Below are 18,306 nucleotides of genomic sequence, written 5' to 3'. Positions count from 1 at the left end.
CAGCTGAATAACTTTTTGTTTTGGACATAAATATACTCCCCTTAGATAAACAGATTTTATTTTTTAATCTGTCTACCTAATAGGGAGCATATCAAGAACTAGAACTAATATGGAAGGGTGCACTTTATATTTTATCTAGAACTGTGATGATAACAAAAAATATATTATTGCATAGTATACAGTAAAAATATTGATACAGAAGGGAGGACAGACTATGGCCTTTTTAACAAATTATTGGATAGATATTCTTTTAGGGGTTATTTTTGTAGGCGGTCTATTATATTTCTACAAAAAATCTAATGAAGAAGTAGTTAAAAAAATTATATTAGCTTTAGTAATTGAGGCAGAAAAGGCGTTAGGTAGTGGAAATGGTGAATTAAAATATGCAATGGTTGTTGAACGAATATACGAAGTACTGCCAACGACAATTAGAATATTAGTAACTAAGAAGCAATTAGATCAATATATAGAAGAAGCTGTAGCATATTTAAAAAATTATTTAGCAGAAGGGAACAGTATAGCGGGAAACTAATTATTTAATTTGTTCCATTTAATATGAAAAGTAAAAAAACATCAAAAGCAAAAAATACGAAAATAACAGTATAATATATAACTGTAAAATAAAAGGAATCCTTGCAAATCAATAGCAGGGACTCCTTTTTCTATTTCTAAAACCTTATATGCCAAATACCTGTATCATCCGAGCTACATTCTCACTAGTTCGAGTTAAGTTTTCAACCCCTTTTTCTAAGGCCTTATCAAGATTACATGTAGAAGGTAGAATACCCAAAATAGCATTAATACCATGGGCATATAAAACTTCCGAGCCCTCACCAATAGAGCCTCCTAATGCGATAACGGGTACACCATTTTTTTTTGCAACTGTAGCGATACCAAATAAGGTTTTCCCAAACACCGTTTGGCCATCAATACTACCTTCACCAGTAATGACCAGACCTGCTCCCACTAGTTTTTCTTCAAGGTGGGTATGTTGTATTACTAATTCTACTCCCTTCATTAATCTTGCAGAAAGGAAAGCAATTAAGCCTGCTCCTAAGCCTCCAGCAGCTCCAGCACCAGGAATATCATTAATATCTTTACCTAATTGAGCTTTAATTATTTTAGCATAGTGTTTTAAATTCTCATCTAAGTGTAAGACCATTTCGGGGGTTGCTCCTTTTTGAGGACCAAATATGTAGGATGCTCCTGTTTTACCAGTTAGAGGGTTAGTAACATCACAGGCTACTTCAATGACGGTTTTTGAAAGACGGGGGTCGATGCCTGTCGTATCAATCTGAAACAACTGGTCCAAATATCCGCCCCCGAAGGGTAACTCTTCCCCCTGTTTGTTTAAGAGTTTTATGCCAAGGGCTTGTAGCATACCAGCACCTCCATCATTTGTGGCACTGCCGCCTATGCCAATCACTAAATGCCTAACCCCATGGTCTAAAGCAGCCTTAATAAGTTGCCCTGTTCCATAGGTGGTAGTGATTAATGGATTTCTTTTATTCTTAGGTACTAATTGAAGTCCACTGGCAGAGGCCATCTCTAATACGCCGGTAGTCCCATTTCCTAAAATACCATAATAGGCTTCTACTGGGTTTCCTAAAGGTCCTAGAACTTCTTTTTTAAAAAGTACACCCTTCGTTGCATCCACTAAAGATTGTGTTGTTCCTTCACCACCATCTGCCATAGGAACTTTGATACAATCAGCATTAGGCAGTATTTTTTTAATCCCATCTTCTATGGCATTGGCAGCTTCTTGAGCTGTCATGCTTTCCTTAAAAGAATCTGGTGCAATAATGATTTTCATAGGTTAGATCCCCCTTACTTATAGACTTACACATGTAATTTTCTCAATTATATCAAATTCAACAGATAATGGAAATTAATTAAAATAGAAATTTTTTTATTGAATATATTGACATCTAGATGTATATACTGTATATATATAATATGTACAGTATATACGGAGGAGATGAGATGAAAATAATTATTTCTAATGCATCCCCTGAGGCAATTTATGAGCAGATTGTCAATCAAATAAAGGGAATGATTTTAAAGGGAGAATTACAAGAGACAGATGCCCTGCCTTCTATCAGAAGCCTAGCCAAAGACCTACAGATTAGTGTAATTACAACAAAAAGGGCCTACGAAGAGTTAGAAAAAGACGGTTTTATTGAAACTGTAGCAGGGAAAGGGTCTTTTGTAGCAGCTCAAAATAAAGAGCTACTAAGGGAAAGAAAACTTAGATTAATTGAAGAAAAATTAATTGAAGTCGTAGCAGAATCTAGCATTTTAGGATTAAAAGAAGAGGAAGTACAGAATATGTTATCTGTATTATTTAAGGAGGTAGGTAGTGAATGAGTAATATATTAGAAGTAAAAAATCTTTCTAAAAGTTATAAAGAATTTTCATTGAAAAATATCAGTTTTAGTTTAGAGCCTGGCTATATTATGGGGTTTATAGGACCAAATGGAGCTGGCAAAAGTACAACAATCAAATTATTGATGAACTTAATTCAGAAGGATAGTGGTGAAATTAAAATCTTTAATAAGACCCTAGAAAAAAATGAAAAAGAGATTAAAGATAAGATTGGTTTTGTCTATGATGAAAATTACTTTTATGAGGAACTTAGCTTAAGAGAGATTAAAAATATTATTGCACCCCATTATAAAAGTTGGGATGAAAAGGAGTTTAACCGCTACATTAAGGAATTTAATCTGCCCCTAAAATTAAAAATTAAAGAGTTATCTAAGGGTATGAAGATGAAATACTCCTTAGCCATCGCCCTGTCCCACCATGCAGAACTAATTATAATGGATGAGCCTACATCTGGGTTAGACCCCGTTATTAGAAGCGAACTATTAGATGTTCTCTACGACATCATACAAGACGAGAGAAGAAGTATACTGTTCTCAACCCATATTACCCGAGACTTAGATAAAATAGCAGATTATATCACTTTTATTGATAAGGGCGAATTAATTTTTACCAAGACCAAGGATGATATATTAGAATCCTATAGACTTGTAAAGGGAGATAAAAATAAGTTGGATTCTGAGATAAAAAAACACTTTATAGGGTTTAAGGAGCATGGATTTGGGTTTGAAGCATTAATCTATAATAATCCAACGTTAAAGGCTGCATTACAAGACTCGGCAATATTTGAAGTACCTACCTTAGAAGATATTATGGTCTATTCAGTTAGGGGGAATATAAATGATTAGCTTAATATTAAAAGACGCCATTATTCAAAAAAAGTCATATCTATTTACAGCCTTATACGGTATATTTATTTTTATTGCCTTTGGAATGGGGGGCGGAAGTTTAGCCAGTGGTGCCTACATTATGGGGATATTAGCTTCCAGCTATAATTTTATACAAGGGGGATGTGCTGCCGATGATAAGAACAATACAGAGGTTATTTTTAACAGTTTACCTATAACTAGAAAAACAATTGTCTCAGCTAAATATGTTTCCTCTATTTTATTTTCTATGATTAACTGTTTAATCATTATTTTAATTGGTTATTTATTTTCGAAATTGCAAATTGGAAATATAAATATCATCACTCAGCAAGAAATCTACATTGCCTTGATAAGTGTAAGTTTATTTATCGCCTTCTATCTTCCTATTTATTATAAATTTGGGTATATTAAAGCTAGAGCCTACAACACTTTTGTATTTTTAGGATTCTTTTTTGGTCCCACTATTTTAATAACAAAACTTAGTGAATCTAAGGGACATTCTGTCATTAATACTTTAATCAATATGAACCAAAGTAACGATAATGGTTTATTCTACGGATTATTGATGTTTATTGCCATTGTCCTTTTAGTCGCCTCTATGGGGCTATCTTCAAGAATATATAGAAAAAGAGATTTCTAAAGGAGAGGATATCATGCTTGGAGTAACAACAGAAAAGGGCAGAATTGTTAGTGGCGGATCAGCGTTGATCTATTTTATACTAACAACCCTATCTAATAGTTTAATAGCAATACCTTCAGTAATAATCTTGCTGATTACTGGAATCACAATGGTATTAGCTTCAATATATTATGGGCTACAAAAACAGTTAAGTCTTATTTGGGGTATTCCTACATGGATCTTGGGCTTATTATTGGTGCTATTTTGGATATATAGTTGGCTATTTTAAGTCCATAATCTTTTTGATAAGTAAATAGATATTTAAAAAAGTAGTAGCTATAGTCTTCCTGTATGTTTAATTATATCTAGATAAGAAGACAAAAAGATAAGAAGTCCTTTCAAAATAGAGGGCTTCTTTCATTTTTTGATATAACCTATTCTTTTATAGGAAAAATGAATAATCATGATACAATCCAAATACATGGAAAATATTGACCTTAGAAAGTTGATATAAAACTATGATAGCATAGAGTTAAGTATGATTAAGCAAGTAAAGATTTATAACTGGATATAAAAATGTGGTGGAGGGATATTATGAAAAAGTACCATACTAGATTTGTTAGGGTAGTGGTGGGTATTACATTAATTCTACAAATCTTTACAATGGCTAGGGTTTTTGCAAAAGAGAATATTATTTTTAAAGATATAGATCAAAGTAGTACATATGCTAGAAGTGCGATTGTAGAATTAAAGGAGAATAATATTTTAAAAGGAGATCAGGGTTATTTCTATCCCCAAAAAACAGTTAACCGTGCCGAAATGGTGACAATGCTTGTAAGGGTGCTGGAGCTTGAACTGAAGGAAGGCTTAGATATAGCTAGTTTTAAGGATGTACCAACAGATCATTGGGCATTTAAGTACATAGAAGCCGCCCATAGAGAAGGGATAATAAAGGGTATTTCTGAAGATACATTTGGGATAAATAAAGAGATTACTAGGGAAGAAATTGCTGTAATGGTGATTCGCTCATTAGGGATAATGAAGGAAAAGATGGATGAAGAAGTCCATCTATCATATATAAACGAATTAAAGGATGCTGACGAGATTTCTACTTGGGCTAAGAAAGAAACTGACATTGCTTTAGCTTTTGGATTAATGGAGGTTAGAAAAAATGATACCTTTGGACCAAAGGAAAAGGTAAAAAGAGAAGAATTAGCAGTAATAATCTATAGATTATTTATGAGTAATGAAGAAATACAACATCCTGCTTTATATCATGCAATTGTAAATAATCAGAAACCCTATAGGGGAGAAATACAAACGAGTTTAATCTATTCAATTACAGACTTTATAAGGGATATAAAGGTTGTTATGGAGAAGGAGGAAATTAATAAAGTTAATAACGGCAATTTCCATTTAGTAAGTAAAAGTATTCTTAAAGATAGATATAGTTTTGATGAAACTAAGACAGAGGTCATTAAGGTTGATGATGTTTTATATATGAAAGATTTTCAAGAAGAGGTCTGGTTAGAATTAGGAAATTATCCTATGGATTCATTTAAAATTGATGAAGCTATATTGAAGAATTATGCTAACTATTGGATAAGTAATGAAGGAGAAGTTGTATTAGAAGGAACAAGATTAACAAAATATATCATTAAATTGCCATTAGAAGATGCTAAACTGCTGTTGCCCCTAGAATATATTTCTGTTTTTGATTTTATGGCAGAAGAAAATGGACTGGGGATGGATCTAGAGGAAATGGAACATGAGTTTGAATTTTATGTTAGTCCTCAAAATGAAATCGTTAAAATTGGCTATAGCTATAACTTTCTATTAGAAGAAGAAGGTAGAGACATGCTTCAAATAAAAATGGGAATGGTTGTAGCATATGGGGAAGTTGGCACCATTTACGATGTAAAACCTCCTGAAGAGTCAATTTTAATTATTATTGATTATGGGGAAGAAAGTTAGACTATTATAAAAGTTCATTTATATAATTTTAGAAGGGAATCTATAGTATGCTGTAGTTTCCCTTCTTTGTTCTTTTTATATTTGTTTTATACATTTATTAATTAATATATTTCTCGTTGAACACTAAGCAGCGATTTTTTTATTGCAGAACATTCGTTAATGGGTGGGGTAAACGCCACGAAAAATTAACTTAGTAATCATTTCTGCCATTTCTCGTGCACTTTTTTTCATGTTATCCTGAAGCCACTTTTGGATGATTCCAATACTTCCATTAACTGCAAAGAGGGTATAATATTCTATTGTTTCTTCATCCATATTATTCTCATAGGAGACTTCCCTTAGGGCCTGTTCTTGGACCAGCATCATAATTTCTTTTTGAAGTTCTCTATTTCCGTTTTTACCTAGCAATACTTTGCATAGTTCAGCGTTGGCAACGATATATTCTAAAATACTCACAATCATTTGAAAAGATTCAGCTTCAGGTCCCTTAAAATTATAATTATCTAGATATTCGTTAATGTCCTTTAAAAGCTCCTGCTGAACTTGATTAATTAAGTCATGTTGATCAGTATAGTGGGAATAAAAGGTGCTACGATTAATGTCAGCTAGTTCACATATTTCTTTAATTGTAATTTTATCAATAGACTTTATTTGAAGGAGCTGAATAAGACTTTCTTTTAACATCATCTTAGTGTATTTAACTCTCCTGTCAACTTTTTTATCTTTCATTAATAAACCCCCTAAGTTTTGTCTTAAGTTCATTTAGTTCTTTATAAATAATCTATTTTAGTTTAAATCTATTTAAAGTGCCATTTAATTTTAAATTTACCAACTGCTAAGTATGTTCAGATGTATAGTTAATATAATGCTGAAGAATATAGGGATTCTTAAATTATTAATAATTTATTAATATCCAACAAACTAATGATAAATGTTGGTAAAAAGGCATCTATCCCTAATCTGTTTGTTGTAATCCAACATTGTGTTTATTATAATATACTTATGGTTATTATACAACAGCGTGTTGATTACTAAATGGGAGGGAAATTATGGAGATACTATCTAAAGCGATCATTCAACATAAGAAGCTGATTATCATTTTATTTGTTACAGCTACCATAATTTGCGGGTTATTGCAGTTTGGAGTTTCGGTTAACTACAATATGGTAGATTATTTACCAGAATCTGCACAGTCCACTGAGGCTTTAAAAATTATGGAATCAGAATTTAAAGAAGCTATACCTAATGCTAGGATTATGTTAAGGAATGTTACGATTGCAGAAGCCCTTGAATACAAAGAAAAACTAGAGGAAATAGATGGTGTATCTGAAATCTTATGGCTAGATGACATCATTGACTTAAAAGTTCCTATTGAAATGGTGGGGGCAGAAATGCTAGAGGGCTACTATAAAGATAATAATGCCCTTTTATCCATTACTATACGGGAGGGGGAAGAAGTCCCCATAACCGAAGAGATTTACAAGATTATAGGTGATGAACATGCGCTTGCTGGGGTTGCCGTAGATAGAGCAGAAACTCAAGGGATGGCCAACACTGAGACCATGAAGGCAATGCTAATACTGGTACCTGTTATTATCTTGATTTTAATTATCTCCACTAGCTCTTGGATAGAACCTCTTTTGTTTTTAGGAGCCATTGGTATTTCTGTTTTAATCAATATGGGTACAAATATCATTTTTGATGAAATATCCTTTATTACAAAGGCTGTAAGTCCAATTTTACAGTTGGCAGTTTCACTTGACTATGCCATATTTCTTCTTCATAGTTTTGAAAAGTTTAGAGGAGAGACTGAAGATGTTAATCAAGCTATGGAGCTGGCCATCAAAAAATCATTTCCTGCCATTGCCGCCAGTGCTGCCACTACCCTATTTGGATTTAGCGCCCTTGTGCTAATGAAATTTCAAATAGGAGCAGACCTTGGGATAAATCTTGCTAAGGGGATCGTTTTAAGTTTTATATCTGTGGTTGTCTTTTTACCAGCCTTAACTTTAAGTTGTTATCATTGGATAGACAAAACAAAACGCAGAAAAATTTTACCAGAGTTTAAGAATGTTAATAAGGTTGTTAATAAAATTAAACTACCGGTTTTAATATTAGTTTTTTTACTTATTGTGCCTAGCTTTATGGCCCAAAGAGAAAACGACTTTATTTATGGTACTGGTGAACTAAGCCCCAATAGTAGAAGTGGGCAGGATGCCAAAGCCATAAATGAAGAATTTGGAAAATCTGTTGCAGTGGTACTGTTGGTCCCTAAAGGGGATGTGGTGAAGGAACAGATGCTGGGTGAAAAACTTAAAAATTTAGAGAAGGTTACTACTGTTCTTTCTTATGCAGAAACAGTAGGTAGGGTTATCCCAGCTGAGTTTTTAGAAAAGGCTATTACCGACCAATTTTATTCAGAAAACTATAGTAGAATCATTGCCTATACCAATACTGCAGAAGAGGGGGAAGAGGCCTTTGCATTGGTGGAGGAAATCCATCATATAACCCATCAATATTATGGAGATGACTTTTACTCTTCAGGTCAGAGTGTGACCCTCTATGATATGAAAAATGTTGTTATTAGAGATAACTTAATGGTAAATATAGCTGCAATAATAGCAATTTTTATGGTCCTTATGGTTACATTTAAGTCCATTTCTTTGCCTATCATACTGCTTTTAACGATACAATCTGCTATATGGATTAATCTTTCAGTACCTTATTTTGCAGGTAATCCCCTTTGTTATATTGGTTATTTAGTAATTAGTACAGTACAATTGGGGGCCACAGTAGATTATGCTATATTATTAAGCAGTAACTACATGGTAAATAGAAAAAAACTCGGCAAAAAAGCTGCTATAGCCAAAACTTTAGGAGATACCTTTAGTTCGATATTGATTTCTGCCACAATTCTATCTTTAGCAGGAATCACCCTATGGCTAACTTCAAGTAATCCTATTGTTGCAGAAATGGGGACGTTAATTGGAAGAGGAACGATACTGTCAATGCTTTTAGTTGTAGCTTTCTTGCCAGCTCTTTTAGTAACTTTTGATGGCGTTGTAGGCAAAACAAGCTATAGGTCAGAATTTTTGAAGGGAGATAGGAATTATGAAGAAATTATATAAAGGTGTTGCGGTTATAGTTATTCTGATGGTGATCATTGTGCCCCTATTAGGTGAAGGAGCGGTTTCTCAGCCATCTTTACCCAATAATGTTCCTAATAACCCTATAGAGGTTAGTAGTAGAGAAGAGGTAATCTACGGTACTCTTCAAGCTGATGGTGGAGTTAAAGAGATATATGTGGTTAACATTTTAGAGCTACCTCAAGCTGGTGTTGTAACAGATTATGGCAATTTTGTTGCCTTAAAAAACTTAACTAATACGCAAGAACTAATTAGCAAAAATGGAGAAGTGTCAGTAGGGGCGGAAGAAGGACTTTTTTATTATCAAGGGACTTTGAAAGAAAAGGAACTACCATGGAATATCGAACTAAAATATTTCCTTAATGGAGAGGATACACCGCCTGCTGATTTAGCAGGAAAAGCAGGAAACTTAGAGATTATATTAAACACTAGTCAAAACACTAAAATAGATTCAAGGTTTTACGAAAATTACTTACTACAGGTATCCTTAAATTTAGATGCCTCTACCTCTAGTAATATTATTGCTGAAGGAGGTACGATTGCAAATGCAGGAAGTAATCGGATGATTACCTACACAATATTGCCGGGAAACGAAGGAAAGGTAAGGATTACAGCAGATGTAACTGACTTTTCTATGGAGGGTATAGAAATATCAGCAGTTCCCTTTACAATGATGATGGATAACTTTGATACTGGGGAAATGACAGGTCAGATGTTAGAACTTTCAGAAGCAATTATCCTGTTGAATGATGGCGTTGCTAAACTAGAGAAAGGTACGGCAGAATTTAAAGAAGGCACAATTACCTTAGAAATAGGCTCATCAGATTTCAATGAAGGACTAAGTGACTTAGATCATAGCTCTAAAGATCTTATTGAAGGTTCGAAGGAGATTAAGGAAGCTTTAAATATGATTGATTCATCCTTACAACAACCATCAGAAGAAGTGGACTTAACCTCTTTAGTGGAGTTGTCAGATGGACTCTCAGAACTGGCTTTGGCATTGACAGCTGTTACGGATGGCTTAACTGAGCTAAGGGAAGGTTTTTCTCAAGCCCATTTGGCTTTAAAGTCTGCAATTTTAGAAATCCCCGATAGTGAAATTTCTCAAGAAGAGTTAACCGCCTTATATATGGCAAATGCTGACCAAAAGAAATTAATTGATCAGTTGGTGGCATTTTATAAGGCAGGAAAGACAGTGCAAGGGACCTATGAAGCTGTTAATCCCGCTTTTAAGGCAATGGAAGAGGGACTAGAAGAAATTATAGCCTCCAACAAAAAAATAGAAGGGGTTTTAACAGAAATGAGCCTCCAAATGAAAGGGGCAACAGAAGCAGAAGGTCAGACACAAATGTTAGAATTATTTACTGGACTTTCTATACTGGCGGCAAACTATAATGAATTTCATGTTGGGTTAGTTGCCTACACAGGTGGTGTAAATCAGTTGGCATATGGCTACGGCTCCTTAGATGAAGGAATTTCAGACATATCTTCAGGTGCATTAGATATCCACCAAGGTATTAAGGAGCTTTACGGTGGTACGGAAGCTCTAAGTGATGGAGTTAAAGATCTGCCACAGCAGATCGAATCAGAAATAGATAAAGCTATGGGTCAATATGATAAATCAGATTTTAAGGCAGTTTCCTTTGTATCAGATAAAAATAGTGGAACTACTGCTGTACAATTTGTCATGAAGAGTGAGTCTATTGAAAAACCCATCGTTATTGAAGCACAAGAAGTAGAGAGCGTAAATGAAAACATCTGGACTAGATTCTTAAAGCTTTTCAAAAGGTAAACACTTTTGGAAAAATCATTTTAAATCATCATAAATCATCTTAATTCATCTAAATAATCCTTAAATTATTTCATCTTAAATTGTGAAAACAAGTTTTAAGCTTGTAGATTATTTACCTTTTAATTGAGGCAAGGTATCCTTCAGCCATGTCATTACACTAGAAAAATCTTGCCTTCCTTTACTATCCCAAAAGTCCTTAAAGGGGCAACCTTTTTTTTCAATTCTTTCAATGATGCTATCCATCGGATAGTTGGTGGGTTTTAATGAAGCAGACACCTCACTCCAAAATAGGGGAGTTGCAACTAGGGCTTCATCGTTTCCCCTTAAAGAATAGGGAATAACAATTGTTTTACCAGGGGCATGCTGAATGTAGTCTACATACATACGATTGCCCCTTTTCTTTTTCATTCTTTCTATCGTAAACCATTTAGGTTCTTTATTAACTAAGTAATTTGCTATAAACTCAGTAAAAATTCGAGTTTCATCGTAGGTATAAGTGTTATCGGGTAAAGGAATATACAGCTGTAAGCCTTTATTGCCAGAGGTTTTTACAAAGGAAATTAACGCCAGCTTATCGAAAATTTCCTTCATCATTAAAGCTGCCTCTACAGCTAATTGAAATTCTTCTCTAGACGGAGGGTCTAAATCAAAAACAATTTCAGAAGGTTGATCCGAATCAATTTTGTTAAAAGGAGCATGTAAATCTATTGCTCCTTGGTTTCCAAGCCAAACAAGGGTAGGCAAGTTATTACAGATAATATAGTTAATGTTATCATGTAAATGAGTAGGAACAAAATCAGGGGCATAATCGGGACAGCTTTTTTGGTAAAAGGGCTCTTTCTTTACTCCATTTGGATAGCGTATAACTGTCAAAAGACGCTCTTTAAGAAAGGGTAACATATAGGGAGAAACTTCAATTAAGTATTGTAGATATTGAAGCTTATTAATATCCTTATCTGGCCATAATACCTTGTCTGGATGGGTTATATCTAGTTCCCGTCCTTCTATTGTCACTCGATGTCTTTCTTTCAATTTAGCCATAATAACCCTCCTATAATATAAAATCAATAAATTGGGGAGAACGTAAAATTCCTTTAGAGGTAAAGGCACGACCCTTTAGACGACACTTTAAGTGGGCTTCTAAATAAAAATTATCTCGATCTTCTCCTTTAATAATGGTTTTGGCAATCTTAAAAAAGGCCTCCCGATGAACAGGTGTCATTCCTGTTAGAACAATTCCAAGGGGACTTAAATCTTCATGGCAACAGACTAAAGCATGATCACTTTTTCTGTAGCCCGTAATAATGGCAGTCGTTTCAATCCAATTAATGATCTTTAACCAATTAGAAGAACGTCTTCCAATATAGGTTGAATTTTTTCCTTTGGCAACAATACCTTCTAAGTTGTTTTTACGGGCTTTTTGAAATAATTCTTCTCCATTTGTCTCAATAAAAGATACCTTTGAAATTGTACGATTATCACTAATTAAATCAAAAAGAATTTCCTTTCGTTCCATAAGGGGGAGGTTTCTTAAATCTTTACCTTCATGATATAGAATGTCAAAGACCATATAAGTAACAGGGTGAGAGATGACGGATTGTTTTATTTTTTCATCCTTTCTCATGAAGAAGCGTTTTTTAATCCCTTCAAAATCGTCCCGGCCTAAAGGATCAAAAACCATTGCTTCACCGTCTAAAACCGTATCTGGTGGTAGATTAGGCAATAGCTCTGGAAACTGCTTTGTAGCAATGCCTTTATTTCTTGTGTAAAGGATAGGCTCCGTGACATTGGAATAAATAAGTCGAATACCATCATATTTAGTTTCAAAAATATAGTCACTGGATGAAAAGACGGTTTTAGCCGTTTCAAGAAGCATAGGCGGAAAGAACATAATTAAGCCTTCTTTCTTTCTTGAGCTGGAGTTTTCTTTCGACCTGTAGCTGGAGTCTTTTTAGGCTTGGTTTTCTTAATGCTCTCTTCTAAGGCCTTCATTAGATCCACCACATTATCAGCTTGCTTTGCTTCTACCCCACCTTCTTTTGAAACTTTTTCTTGAATCAATTCCATGAGGGCAGTACGATAATCATCAGTATACTTCTCTGGTTCAAACGCCTCTGTTAATTGATTAATCAACAGGGTAGCGGTATCCATTTCCTTTTTAGATAAATCTGCTCCTTCAGGGATATTAGGTACCTCTTGAATGGCCCTTACCTCATCGGGGTAGTGTAATGTTTCCATAATTAAAGCATCTTGATAAGGACGAATTACTGCCAGTTTTTCCTTTGAACGAATCATGATTTTAGCAAGTCCAATTTTACCAGAATCGGCTAAGGATTGTCTTAATAGAGAATATGCCTTACCTCCACCATCCCCAGGACTTAAATAGTAGGAACGATCAAAATAGATGGGGTCGATTTCTTCCAGTTGAACAAAGTTAATAATATCAACTGCTTTACCCTCTTGATCCTTTCGTAGTTTTTCAAGTTCTTCTTCGTCTAACTCAATAAATTTATCTGGGGCATACTCATAGGCCATTACAATATCATCTTTAGTGACCTCTTCATTGCAATTTTCGCAGGTTTTTTTATACTTAATGGGACTTTTGCATTTTTTATGGAGCTGTCTTAGTTTGATATCTCGATCCTCCGTTGCTGCATGAAGCTTTACAGGAATATTTACTAAACCAAAACTAATACTTCCTTTCCAAACAGTGTGCATAATAAAACACCTCCTACTAAAAATTTAAATTAGTTTTTGTACTTATGGAAATTTCATTCATAAATTGGTTAAGATATGTTGTAGCTTTGTTGACTGAATAATGTATAAAATGATACTATTTAATTATAAATTTTCACTTGTTTGAGAAAATTGTATAATACCTTAACTCTATTTCAATACATTACTCGTTAAACACTAAGCAGCGAAGTTACTATTTTGAATTAATATAAATCGAATATTAATTATGCAATTTTCATTTATTTAAGATTGATATAAATTTCAATAGTAGGGAGGGATTATATGTTTAAAAAACTATTGGGACCAGGTCTTGATGAAGTATGGAGTCAATTGGCAGAGGAAATTGGTGGAGAGTTTATCAAAGGTAGTTTTACGAAGTCCTCCAAACTTATTACAAAGTTAAAGGAATGGACAATTGTGTTGGATACTTATACGGTATCTACAGGAAAAAGTAGTATTGTCTATACTAGAATGAGGGTTCCCTATGTAACAACCGATGGGTTTCACTTTAAGGTATATAAGAAAAGTATTTTTAGTGACATCGGAAAGCTGTTTAAAATGCAGGATGTTGTAATTGGCCATGAAGAATTTGATGAAGAATTTATTATTAAAGCCAATAATGAAGAACAAGTAAGAAAACTTTTATCAAAGGACAGTATTCGTTTTTTAATCAATGAAAACCCTTCCATTACCCTTGAAATTCAAGATAAAGAAGAAGGACTTTTTGTTGAGAAACTACCAGAAAAAACTAGATTTTTACTATTTCAAGAGGTAGGAGTAATTAAAGATACAGAGAGGCTAAAGAAGTTATATCTTTTGGCTAGTGAAGTATTAAATCAGTTATGTGAAATTGGGTCGGCTTTAGATGATGACCCTAAAATAACCTTAAAATATTAAAGGAGGAGTAGGGATGTTAGAACTACTGAAACGCAGAAGAAGTATACGTTTTTATGAAGACAAGAAAGTTGAAAAGGATAAAATTGATGGTTTAGTGATGGCAGCACTATTGTCCCCCACATCGAAAAATAGAAGACCTTGGGAGTTTATCGTTGTAGAGGATAAAGAACAGTTGGAAAAGCTAGCAGAAAGCAAAGCTAATGGGTCTTCCTTTTTAAAAAGTGCACCATTGGCAATAGTCGTTTTAGCTGACCCAGAAAAAAGTGATGTGTGGGTAGAAGATACATCAATTGCTACAATTCTGGTACAGATGGCGGCAGAGGCAATGGGGTTAGGTTCTTGTTGGGTTCAAATCCGAGAAAGACAACACAACGAAGCCATGTCAGCTGAAGTCTATGTTCAAAATCTAATGAAGATCCCACAAAGTAAAAGGGTGGAGGCAATTATATCAATTGGTTATCCTAATGAGGTCAAAAAGCCGATAGACCAAGAAAGTCTACAATATGAAAAGGTACATCAAAATTCTTATGGGGTAGCATTTAAAAGATAATTTAAAGGAGCAATACATATGATCAAAATTGAAATATCAGAGAAGATTAATGAAGTATGTCCTTCTATAGCATTAGGCTGTATACAGGGAAGCGTTAAGGTTGAAGACATCAATGAAGGGTTATGGCAGACAATCTTAAAAACCTGTGGAGAAATTTCAGAAGCTATGGAGGTAGCAGACATTGCAAAAAGTAAAAATATTAAGGATGGCCGAAGTGTCTATCGTAGTTTAGGGGTAGACCCTACTAGGTATAGACTTTCCTCAGAATCTCTTTTAAGGAGGGCCATAAAAGGTAAGGATCTTTATCAGGTGAATAATGTAGTTGATATCAATAATTTAATATCAATTAAATCAATGTATCCGATTTGTCTTTATGATGCTGATAAAATAGATGATACAATTTATTTTACCGTTGGAGAAGCGGGAGACACCTATGAAGGCATCGGTAGAGGGGCATTTAATGTAGAAAATTTTCCGGTGTTTGCCGACAATAATAATGGGAAATTTGGTAGTACTACCTCTGATTCTGAAAAAACCATGATTACAAAGGAAACTCAGGAAATTTTAATGATTCTCGTTTCTTTTAATGGTGATGAAGCCCTAGAAGCCTATGTTAAAGAATCCGTTGAACTATTAAAAAAATATGCTGATGGCGAAGCGTTGACCTATCATATTATTAAAAAATAATATATTTAAAAATTTAAGTGATTGAAGAAATTGCATAAATATAAATCTAATATTAATTATGCAATTTCATCAAATATCTAGAAACTCAAGAAGTGTTAAATTTAAGTATTTGATGTGCAAAAAACAGTAGGGGGGCAATAAATGAAACAAAAGACAAATTATATAGCTAACATAAAAGAAGGAGCGATCTCTGGTTTACCGATAGTGGTAGGATATATCCCTGCTGCTATGGCCTTTGGTATGTTAGCCCGTACTACTGGGGTAACACTGCTAGAAGCTTTTCTTTTTTCTGCACTGGTATTTGCAGGTGCCAGCCAATTTATGGCTATTAATTTAATTGCAATAGGTGCAGGAATTGGAGAGATTATACTAGCAACCCTACTTATGAATTTAAGACATATGTTAATGAGTGGTTCTTTAGCTGCTAAACTAAAAAATTCTGTTAAAGCCTTACTTCCTTTAATGGCCTTTGGCGTAACAGATGAAACTTTTTCTGTTATCACGCTAAAAAAGGAAGAGGTCGAATTATCCTTCGCCCTTCCCCTACAGATCGTTTCCTATTTAGCATGGGTTGCAGGAACTGTATTAGGTTACTTAATGGGAGAGATTATTCCCATTATCCTTAGAAATAGTATGGGGGTTGCCCTATACGCCATGTTTGTAGCGATTTTGGTTCCAGCAATGAAAAACTCTAAAACAGCCACTTTGCTAGCTTTTGGAGCTGCTGCTGTAAACTTATTACTAAACTATACAAACCTGCTACCATCTGGATGGAATTTAATCGTAACAATATTAATTGTTTCCCTGGCAGGAGTATATATTTTACCAGAAGAGGATGTTAAAAAAGATGAATAACACAATTATATTAATCATTGGAATGATGGTCGTTACCTATATACCAAGGCTTATTCCCTTTAATGTTCTTGGTAAAGGAGAGCTTCCGCCTAAGTTAAAAAGATTTTTATTGTTTATTCCCTATACAGCATTAGGGGCTTTAATTATACCAGGTGTCTTTACTGCGATACCAGATCAACCAATAGCGGTCCTTTTGGCAGTAGCATTTGCAGCATTTTTCGCATGGGTTAAGGGGGAAATGATCATTCCTGTACTAGGGGCTATTATTGTTGTATATGGATATTTAACATTGTTTTCATAAAAAATGACCCGTTTCCCAAGGTCAATGATAAAAGTGTTACTAAGGTTTCCACCAAGGCTGTTTATTAACTACCCAGCCACTACCTGTGGTGGTAAAGATAACATTACCATTTAGGTCAGTTCGGTAAATACTTGTGCCTCTGTTTTTAAGTCGATTAATGACTGTAGTTGAAGGATGCCCATAACTATTTGATCCTACAGAGATAACAGCAACGGAGGGATTGACGCGGTTTAAAAAGGCTTGACTGGTGGATGTACTAGAACCATGATGCCCTACTTTAAGAATGTTAGCCGTTAGAACTTCACCAGAATTAAGCATATCTGTTTCGGATGTTAATTCTGCATCACCTGTAAAAAGGAAGCTAGTACTACCATAGATCACACGAATTACAGCAGAGTAATCATTGGTATTACTATAGCTATCCTTTACAGGTGCCACCATATGGACCCTAAGGGTTTTTCCATCTACAGTTGTATTTAATAGGGTTACCCCTTGCCTAGCTCTATTGATGGTTAGACCTTTACTGTTGATGGCATTAATAAGATCTTGATAGGTTTTAGTATTGGCAGTTACATTGGGAAGGTAGACTTTACCAATATTTAAATTTAAGATTACATCATCTAAACCTCCAATATGATCAGCATGGGGGTGGGTTCCGACCACATAATCTAATCGTGTAACCCCTCTACTGTTTAAATAATTGACTACAGTTGACCCATATTGATTATCTCCTGCATCAATCATCATATTTTGTCCATTGGGAAGGTTAACTAAAATAGCATCCCCTTGACCTACATCAATAAAGTGGACTTGGAGGTTACTAGAAGCTGATACTCCAGTAAAAAAGTTAGATGATGTTGTAAAACTTAGTATTAGTGTAAGAGCAAGAATAAAAATAAAGCTTAAAAATATCTTGTTTTTCAAGTAATTCTTTAGTTTTTTCATACTCAATTCTCCTTTCCTTTTAATAAAAGTCCTCCTCTTTGTTTTTTAAGAGGAAGGTTAAATAGAGGGGAAACGGGTTTATAATTTAAGAATATCAGGTATCCAAATTAAGTTAGGTTAAACTTAGGTTAGTTATGTTAAAACTGTGTATTTAAGTGATTATTTAGGTAAAGGATTAGATATAATTAAAAAGACTAAAAACTAAGGAGGCATTAGCATGAAAAAATCAGTGAATCAAGGGATAGTAGATCGTTTTGAGGGGGATTATGCCGTTGTAGAATATGGAGATAGAAGGACTTTTGATTTACCTAAAAGTTTACTTCCTAGTAATGTTAAAGAAGGAGATGTTGTTTTAATAGAACTATCCATCGATGAGGAAGAAACCCAAAAAAGAAGGAAATCAATTGAAGCTTTAACAAAAAGCTTATTTAGAGATTAAGAATAAGATTTTGGCTTCTACTTTTAAATACTTGGTGATAGCTTTCATATTAAACAATTTGAAGATGAATCTATTGTAATGGTATGATGTAATTTCAATGTCTTTACTAGAATG

General features: G+C 34.2%; 20 protein-coding genes. 14 read left to right on the top strand and 6 right to left on the bottom strand.

Annotated features, from left to right (window positions below; genetic code table 11):
• Positions 1-214: 214 nt before the first annotated feature.
• Positions 215-532: a hypothetical protein gene (locus tag T335_RS0118255; RefSeq protein ID WP_026478814.1), complete on the top strand. Its 318-nt coding sequence runs from the start codon at positions 215-217 to the stop codon at positions 530-532.
• 144 nt (positions 533-676) lie between these two features.
• Here T335_RS0118255 and T335_RS0118250 read toward each other — a convergent pair whose 3' ends face one another.
• Positions 677-1,813, bottom strand: a complete 1,137-nt coding sequence (locus T335_RS0118250) for a glycerate kinase family protein (protein ID WP_026478813.1) — start codon at positions 1,811-1,813, stop codon at positions 677-679.
• A 170-nt stretch (positions 1,814-1,983) separates the two neighbouring features.
• On the opposite strand from T335_RS0118250, the gene T335_RS0118245 reads away from it, so the two are divergent.
• From T335_RS0118245 to T335_RS0118225, 5 genes are all read left to right on the top strand, one after another.
• Positions 1,984-2,367 (top strand): GntR family transcriptional regulator, encoded by a 384-nt coding sequence (locus tag T335_RS0118245; RefSeq protein WP_026478812.1) that lies wholly within the window; start codon positions 1,984-1,986, stop codon positions 2,365-2,367.
• Positions 2,364-3,230, top strand: a complete 867-nt coding sequence (locus T335_RS0118240; protein ID WP_026478811.1) for an ABC transporter ATP-binding protein — start codon at positions 2,364-2,366, stop codon at positions 3,228-3,230. The genes T335_RS0118245 and T335_RS0118240 overlap by 4 nt, the downstream gene beginning before the upstream one ends.
• Positions 3,223-3,891, top strand: a complete 669-nt coding sequence (locus T335_RS0118235) for an ABC-2 transporter permease (protein ID WP_026478810.1) — start codon at positions 3,223-3,225, stop codon at positions 3,889-3,891. Before T335_RS0118240 ends, T335_RS0118235 begins: the two co-directional genes overlap by 8 nt.
• Positions 3,892-3,904: 13 nt before the next feature.
• Positions 3,905-4,159 (top strand): hypothetical protein, encoded by a 255-nt coding sequence (locus T335_RS0118230; protein WP_026478809.1) that lies wholly within the window; start codon positions 3,905-3,907, stop codon positions 4,157-4,159.
• A gap of 305 nt (positions 4,160-4,464) precedes the next feature.
• A complete protein-coding gene (locus T335_RS0118225; protein ID WP_026478808.1) occupies positions 4,465-5,844 on the top strand; it encodes an S-layer homology domain-containing protein in 1,380 nt (459 codons plus the stop codon).
• 156 nt (positions 5,845-6,000) lie between these two features.
• On the opposite strand, the gene T335_RS0118220 is transcribed toward T335_RS0118225, so the two are convergent.
• Positions 6,001-6,573, bottom strand: coding sequence for a TetR/AcrR family transcriptional regulator (locus T335_RS0118220; RefSeq protein ID WP_026478807.1), 573 nt, complete (start codon positions 6,571-6,573; stop codon positions 6,001-6,003).
• 320 nt (positions 6,574-6,893) lie between these two features.
• Here T335_RS0118220 and T335_RS0118215 point away from each other — a divergent pair, with 320 nt between their 5' ends.
• Together T335_RS0118215 and T335_RS0118210 are read left to right on the top strand one after the other, a co-directional pair.
• On the top strand, positions 6,894-8,972 hold the full coding sequence (locus T335_RS0118215; protein WP_026478806.1) for an efflux RND transporter permease subunit: 2,079 nt from the start codon (positions 6,894-6,896) through the stop codon (positions 8,970-8,972).
• Positions 8,956-10,782, top strand: coding sequence for a hypothetical protein (locus T335_RS0118210; protein ID WP_026478805.1), 1,827 nt, complete (start codon positions 8,956-8,958; stop codon positions 10,780-10,782). Before T335_RS0118215 ends, T335_RS0118210 begins: the two co-directional genes overlap by 17 nt.
• 108 nt (positions 10,783-10,890) lie before the next feature.
• On the opposite strand, the gene ligD is transcribed toward T335_RS0118210, so the two are convergent.
• Genes ligD through ku form a run of 3 tightly spaced genes read right to left on the bottom strand, consistent with a single transcriptional unit; the run spans position 10,891 to position 13,500 of the window.
• Positions 10,891-11,823, bottom strand: coding sequence for a non-homologous end-joining DNA ligase (ligD, locus tag T335_RS0118205; protein WP_026478804.1), 933 nt, complete (start codon positions 11,821-11,823; stop codon positions 10,891-10,893).
• Between the two features lie 10 nt (positions 11,824-11,833).
• On the bottom strand, positions 11,834-12,673 hold the full coding sequence (locus T335_RS0118200) for an ATP-dependent DNA ligase (RefSeq protein ID WP_026478803.1): 840 nt from the start codon (positions 12,671-12,673) through the stop codon (positions 11,834-11,836).
• A gap of 2 nt (positions 12,674-12,675) precedes the next feature.
• Positions 12,676-13,500: a non-homologous end joining protein Ku gene (gene ku / locus T335_RS0118195; protein WP_026478802.1), complete on the bottom strand. Its 825-nt coding sequence runs from the start codon at positions 13,498-13,500 to the stop codon at positions 12,676-12,678.
• 300 nt (positions 13,501-13,800) lie between these two features.
• On the opposite strand from ku, the gene T335_RS0118190 reads away from it, so the two are divergent.
• The 5 genes from T335_RS0118190 to T335_RS0118170 all read left to right on the top strand — a co-directional run bounded on the left by T335_RS0118190 (position 13,801) and on the right by T335_RS0118170 (position 16,808).
• Positions 13,801-14,415 (top strand): hypothetical protein, encoded by a 615-nt coding sequence (locus tag T335_RS0118190; protein WP_034328869.1) that lies wholly within the window; start codon positions 13,801-13,803, stop codon positions 14,413-14,415.
• Positions 14,416-14,428: 13 nt separating this feature from the next.
• A complete protein-coding gene (locus T335_RS0118185; RefSeq protein ID WP_026478800.1) occupies positions 14,429-14,965 on the top strand; it encodes a nitroreductase family protein in 537 nt (178 codons plus the stop codon).
• 18 nt (positions 14,966-14,983) lie between these two features.
• Complete coding sequence (locus T335_RS0118180) at positions 14,984-15,652, top strand: B3/B4 domain-containing protein (protein ID WP_026478799.1); 669 nt, start codon at positions 14,984-14,986, stop codon at positions 15,650-15,652.
• Positions 15,653-15,793: 141 nt separating this feature from the next.
• Positions 15,794-16,507 carry an AzlC family ABC transporter permease gene (locus T335_RS0118175; protein ID WP_026478798.1) on the top strand — a complete coding sequence of 238 codons (714 nt, stop codon included), beginning with the start codon at positions 15,794-15,796 and terminating at the stop codon, positions 16,505-16,507.
• A complete protein-coding gene (locus T335_RS0118170) occupies positions 16,500-16,808 on the top strand; it encodes an AzlD domain-containing protein (protein WP_026478797.1) in 309 nt (102 codons plus the stop codon). The genes T335_RS0118175 and T335_RS0118170 overlap by 8 nt, the downstream gene beginning before the upstream one ends.
• A 39-nt stretch (positions 16,809-16,847) precedes the next feature.
• Here T335_RS0118170 and T335_RS21280 read toward each other — a convergent pair whose 3' ends face one another.
• Positions 16,848-17,753, bottom strand: coding sequence for a ComEC/Rec2 family competence protein (locus tag T335_RS21280; RefSeq protein ID WP_051569401.1), 906 nt, complete (start codon positions 17,751-17,753; stop codon positions 16,848-16,850).
• Between the two features lie 217 nt (positions 17,754-17,970).
• Between T335_RS21280 and T335_RS0118160 the strand changes: the two genes are divergently transcribed.
• Positions 17,971-18,192, top strand: a complete 222-nt coding sequence (locus T335_RS0118160; protein WP_026478796.1) for a DUF3006 domain-containing protein — start codon at positions 17,971-17,973, stop codon at positions 18,190-18,192.
• The last annotated feature ends 114 nt before the right edge of the window (positions 18,193-18,306 follow it).

Source organism: Alkaliphilus transvaalensis ATCC 700919, assembly GCF_000621485.1.
Lineage (GTDB): Bacteria > Bacillota > Clostridia > Peptostreptococcales > Natronincolaceae > Alkaliphilus > Alkaliphilus transvaalensis.
Note: the sequence above shows the minus strand (reverse complement) of the source record. Positions and strands in the feature narration are given on the sequence as shown.

Bases quoted from the DNA above. Each gene is read 5' to 3' on its own strand.
- T335_RS0118175 (WP_026478798.1), top strand. From the start codon at position 15,794: ATGAAACAAAAGACAAATTATATAGCTAACATAAAAGAAGGAGCGATC.
- T335_RS0118180 (WP_026478799.1), top strand. From the start codon at position 14,984: ATGATCAAAATTGAAATATCAGAGAAGATTAATGAAGTATGTCCTTCT.
- ligD (WP_026478804.1), bottom strand. From the start codon at position 11,823: ATGGCTAAATTGAAAGAAAGACATCGAGTGACAATAGAAGGACGGGAA.
- T335_RS0118210 (WP_026478805.1), top strand. From the start codon at position 8,956: ATGAAGAAATTATATAAAGGTGTTGCGGTTATAGTTATTCTGATGGTG.
- T335_RS0118230 (WP_026478809.1), top strand. From the start codon at position 3,905: ATGCTTGGAGTAACAACAGAAAAGGGCAGAATTGTTAGTGGCGGATCA.
- T335_RS0118225 (WP_026478808.1), top strand. From the start codon at position 4,465: ATGAAAAAGTACCATACTAGATTTGTTAGGGTAGTGGTGGGTATTACA.
- T335_RS0118160 (WP_026478796.1), top strand. From the start codon at position 17,971: ATGAAAAAATCAGTGAATCAAGGGATAGTAGATCGTTTTGAGGGGGAT.
- T335_RS0118215 (WP_026478806.1), top strand. From the start codon at position 6,894: ATGGAGATACTATCTAAAGCGATCATTCAACATAAGAAGCTGATTATC.
- T335_RS0118235 (WP_026478810.1), top strand. From the start codon at position 3,223: ATGATTAGCTTAATATTAAAAGACGCCATTATTCAAAAAAAGTCATAT.
- T335_RS21280 (WP_051569401.1), bottom strand. From the start codon at position 17,753: ATGAAAAAACTAAAGAATTACTTGAAAAACAAGATATTTTTAAGCTTT.
- T335_RS0118240 (WP_026478811.1), top strand. From the start codon at position 2,364: ATGAGTAATATATTAGAAGTAAAAAATCTTTCTAAAAGTTATAAAGAA.
- T335_RS0118245 (WP_026478812.1), top strand. From the start codon at position 1,984: ATGAAAATAATTATTTCTAATGCATCCCCTGAGGCAATTTATGAGCAG.
- T335_RS0118200 (WP_026478803.1), bottom strand. From the start codon at position 12,673: ATGTTCTTTCCGCCTATGCTTCTTGAAACGGCTAAAACCGTCTTTTCA.
- ku (WP_026478802.1), bottom strand. From the start codon at position 13,500: ATGCACACTGTTTGGAAAGGAAGTATTAGTTTTGGTTTAGTAAATATT.
- T335_RS0118220 (WP_026478807.1), bottom strand. From the start codon at position 6,573: ATGAAAGATAAAAAAGTTGACAGGAGAGTTAAATACACTAAGATGATG.
- T335_RS0118185 (WP_026478800.1), top strand. From the start codon at position 14,429: ATGTTAGAACTACTGAAACGCAGAAGAAGTATACGTTTTTATGAAGAC.
- T335_RS0118255 (WP_026478814.1), top strand. From the start codon at position 215: ATGGCCTTTTTAACAAATTATTGGATAGATATTCTTTTAGGGGTTATT.
- T335_RS0118250 (WP_026478813.1), bottom strand. From the start codon at position 1,813: ATGAAAATCATTATTGCACCAGATTCTTTTAAGGAAAGCATGACAGCT.
- T335_RS0118170 (WP_026478797.1), top strand. From the start codon at position 16,500: ATGAATAACACAATTATATTAATCATTGGAATGATGGTCGTTACCTAT.
- T335_RS0118190 (WP_034328869.1), top strand. From the start codon at position 13,801: ATGTTTAAAAAACTATTGGGACCAGGTCTTGATGAAGTATGGAGTCAA.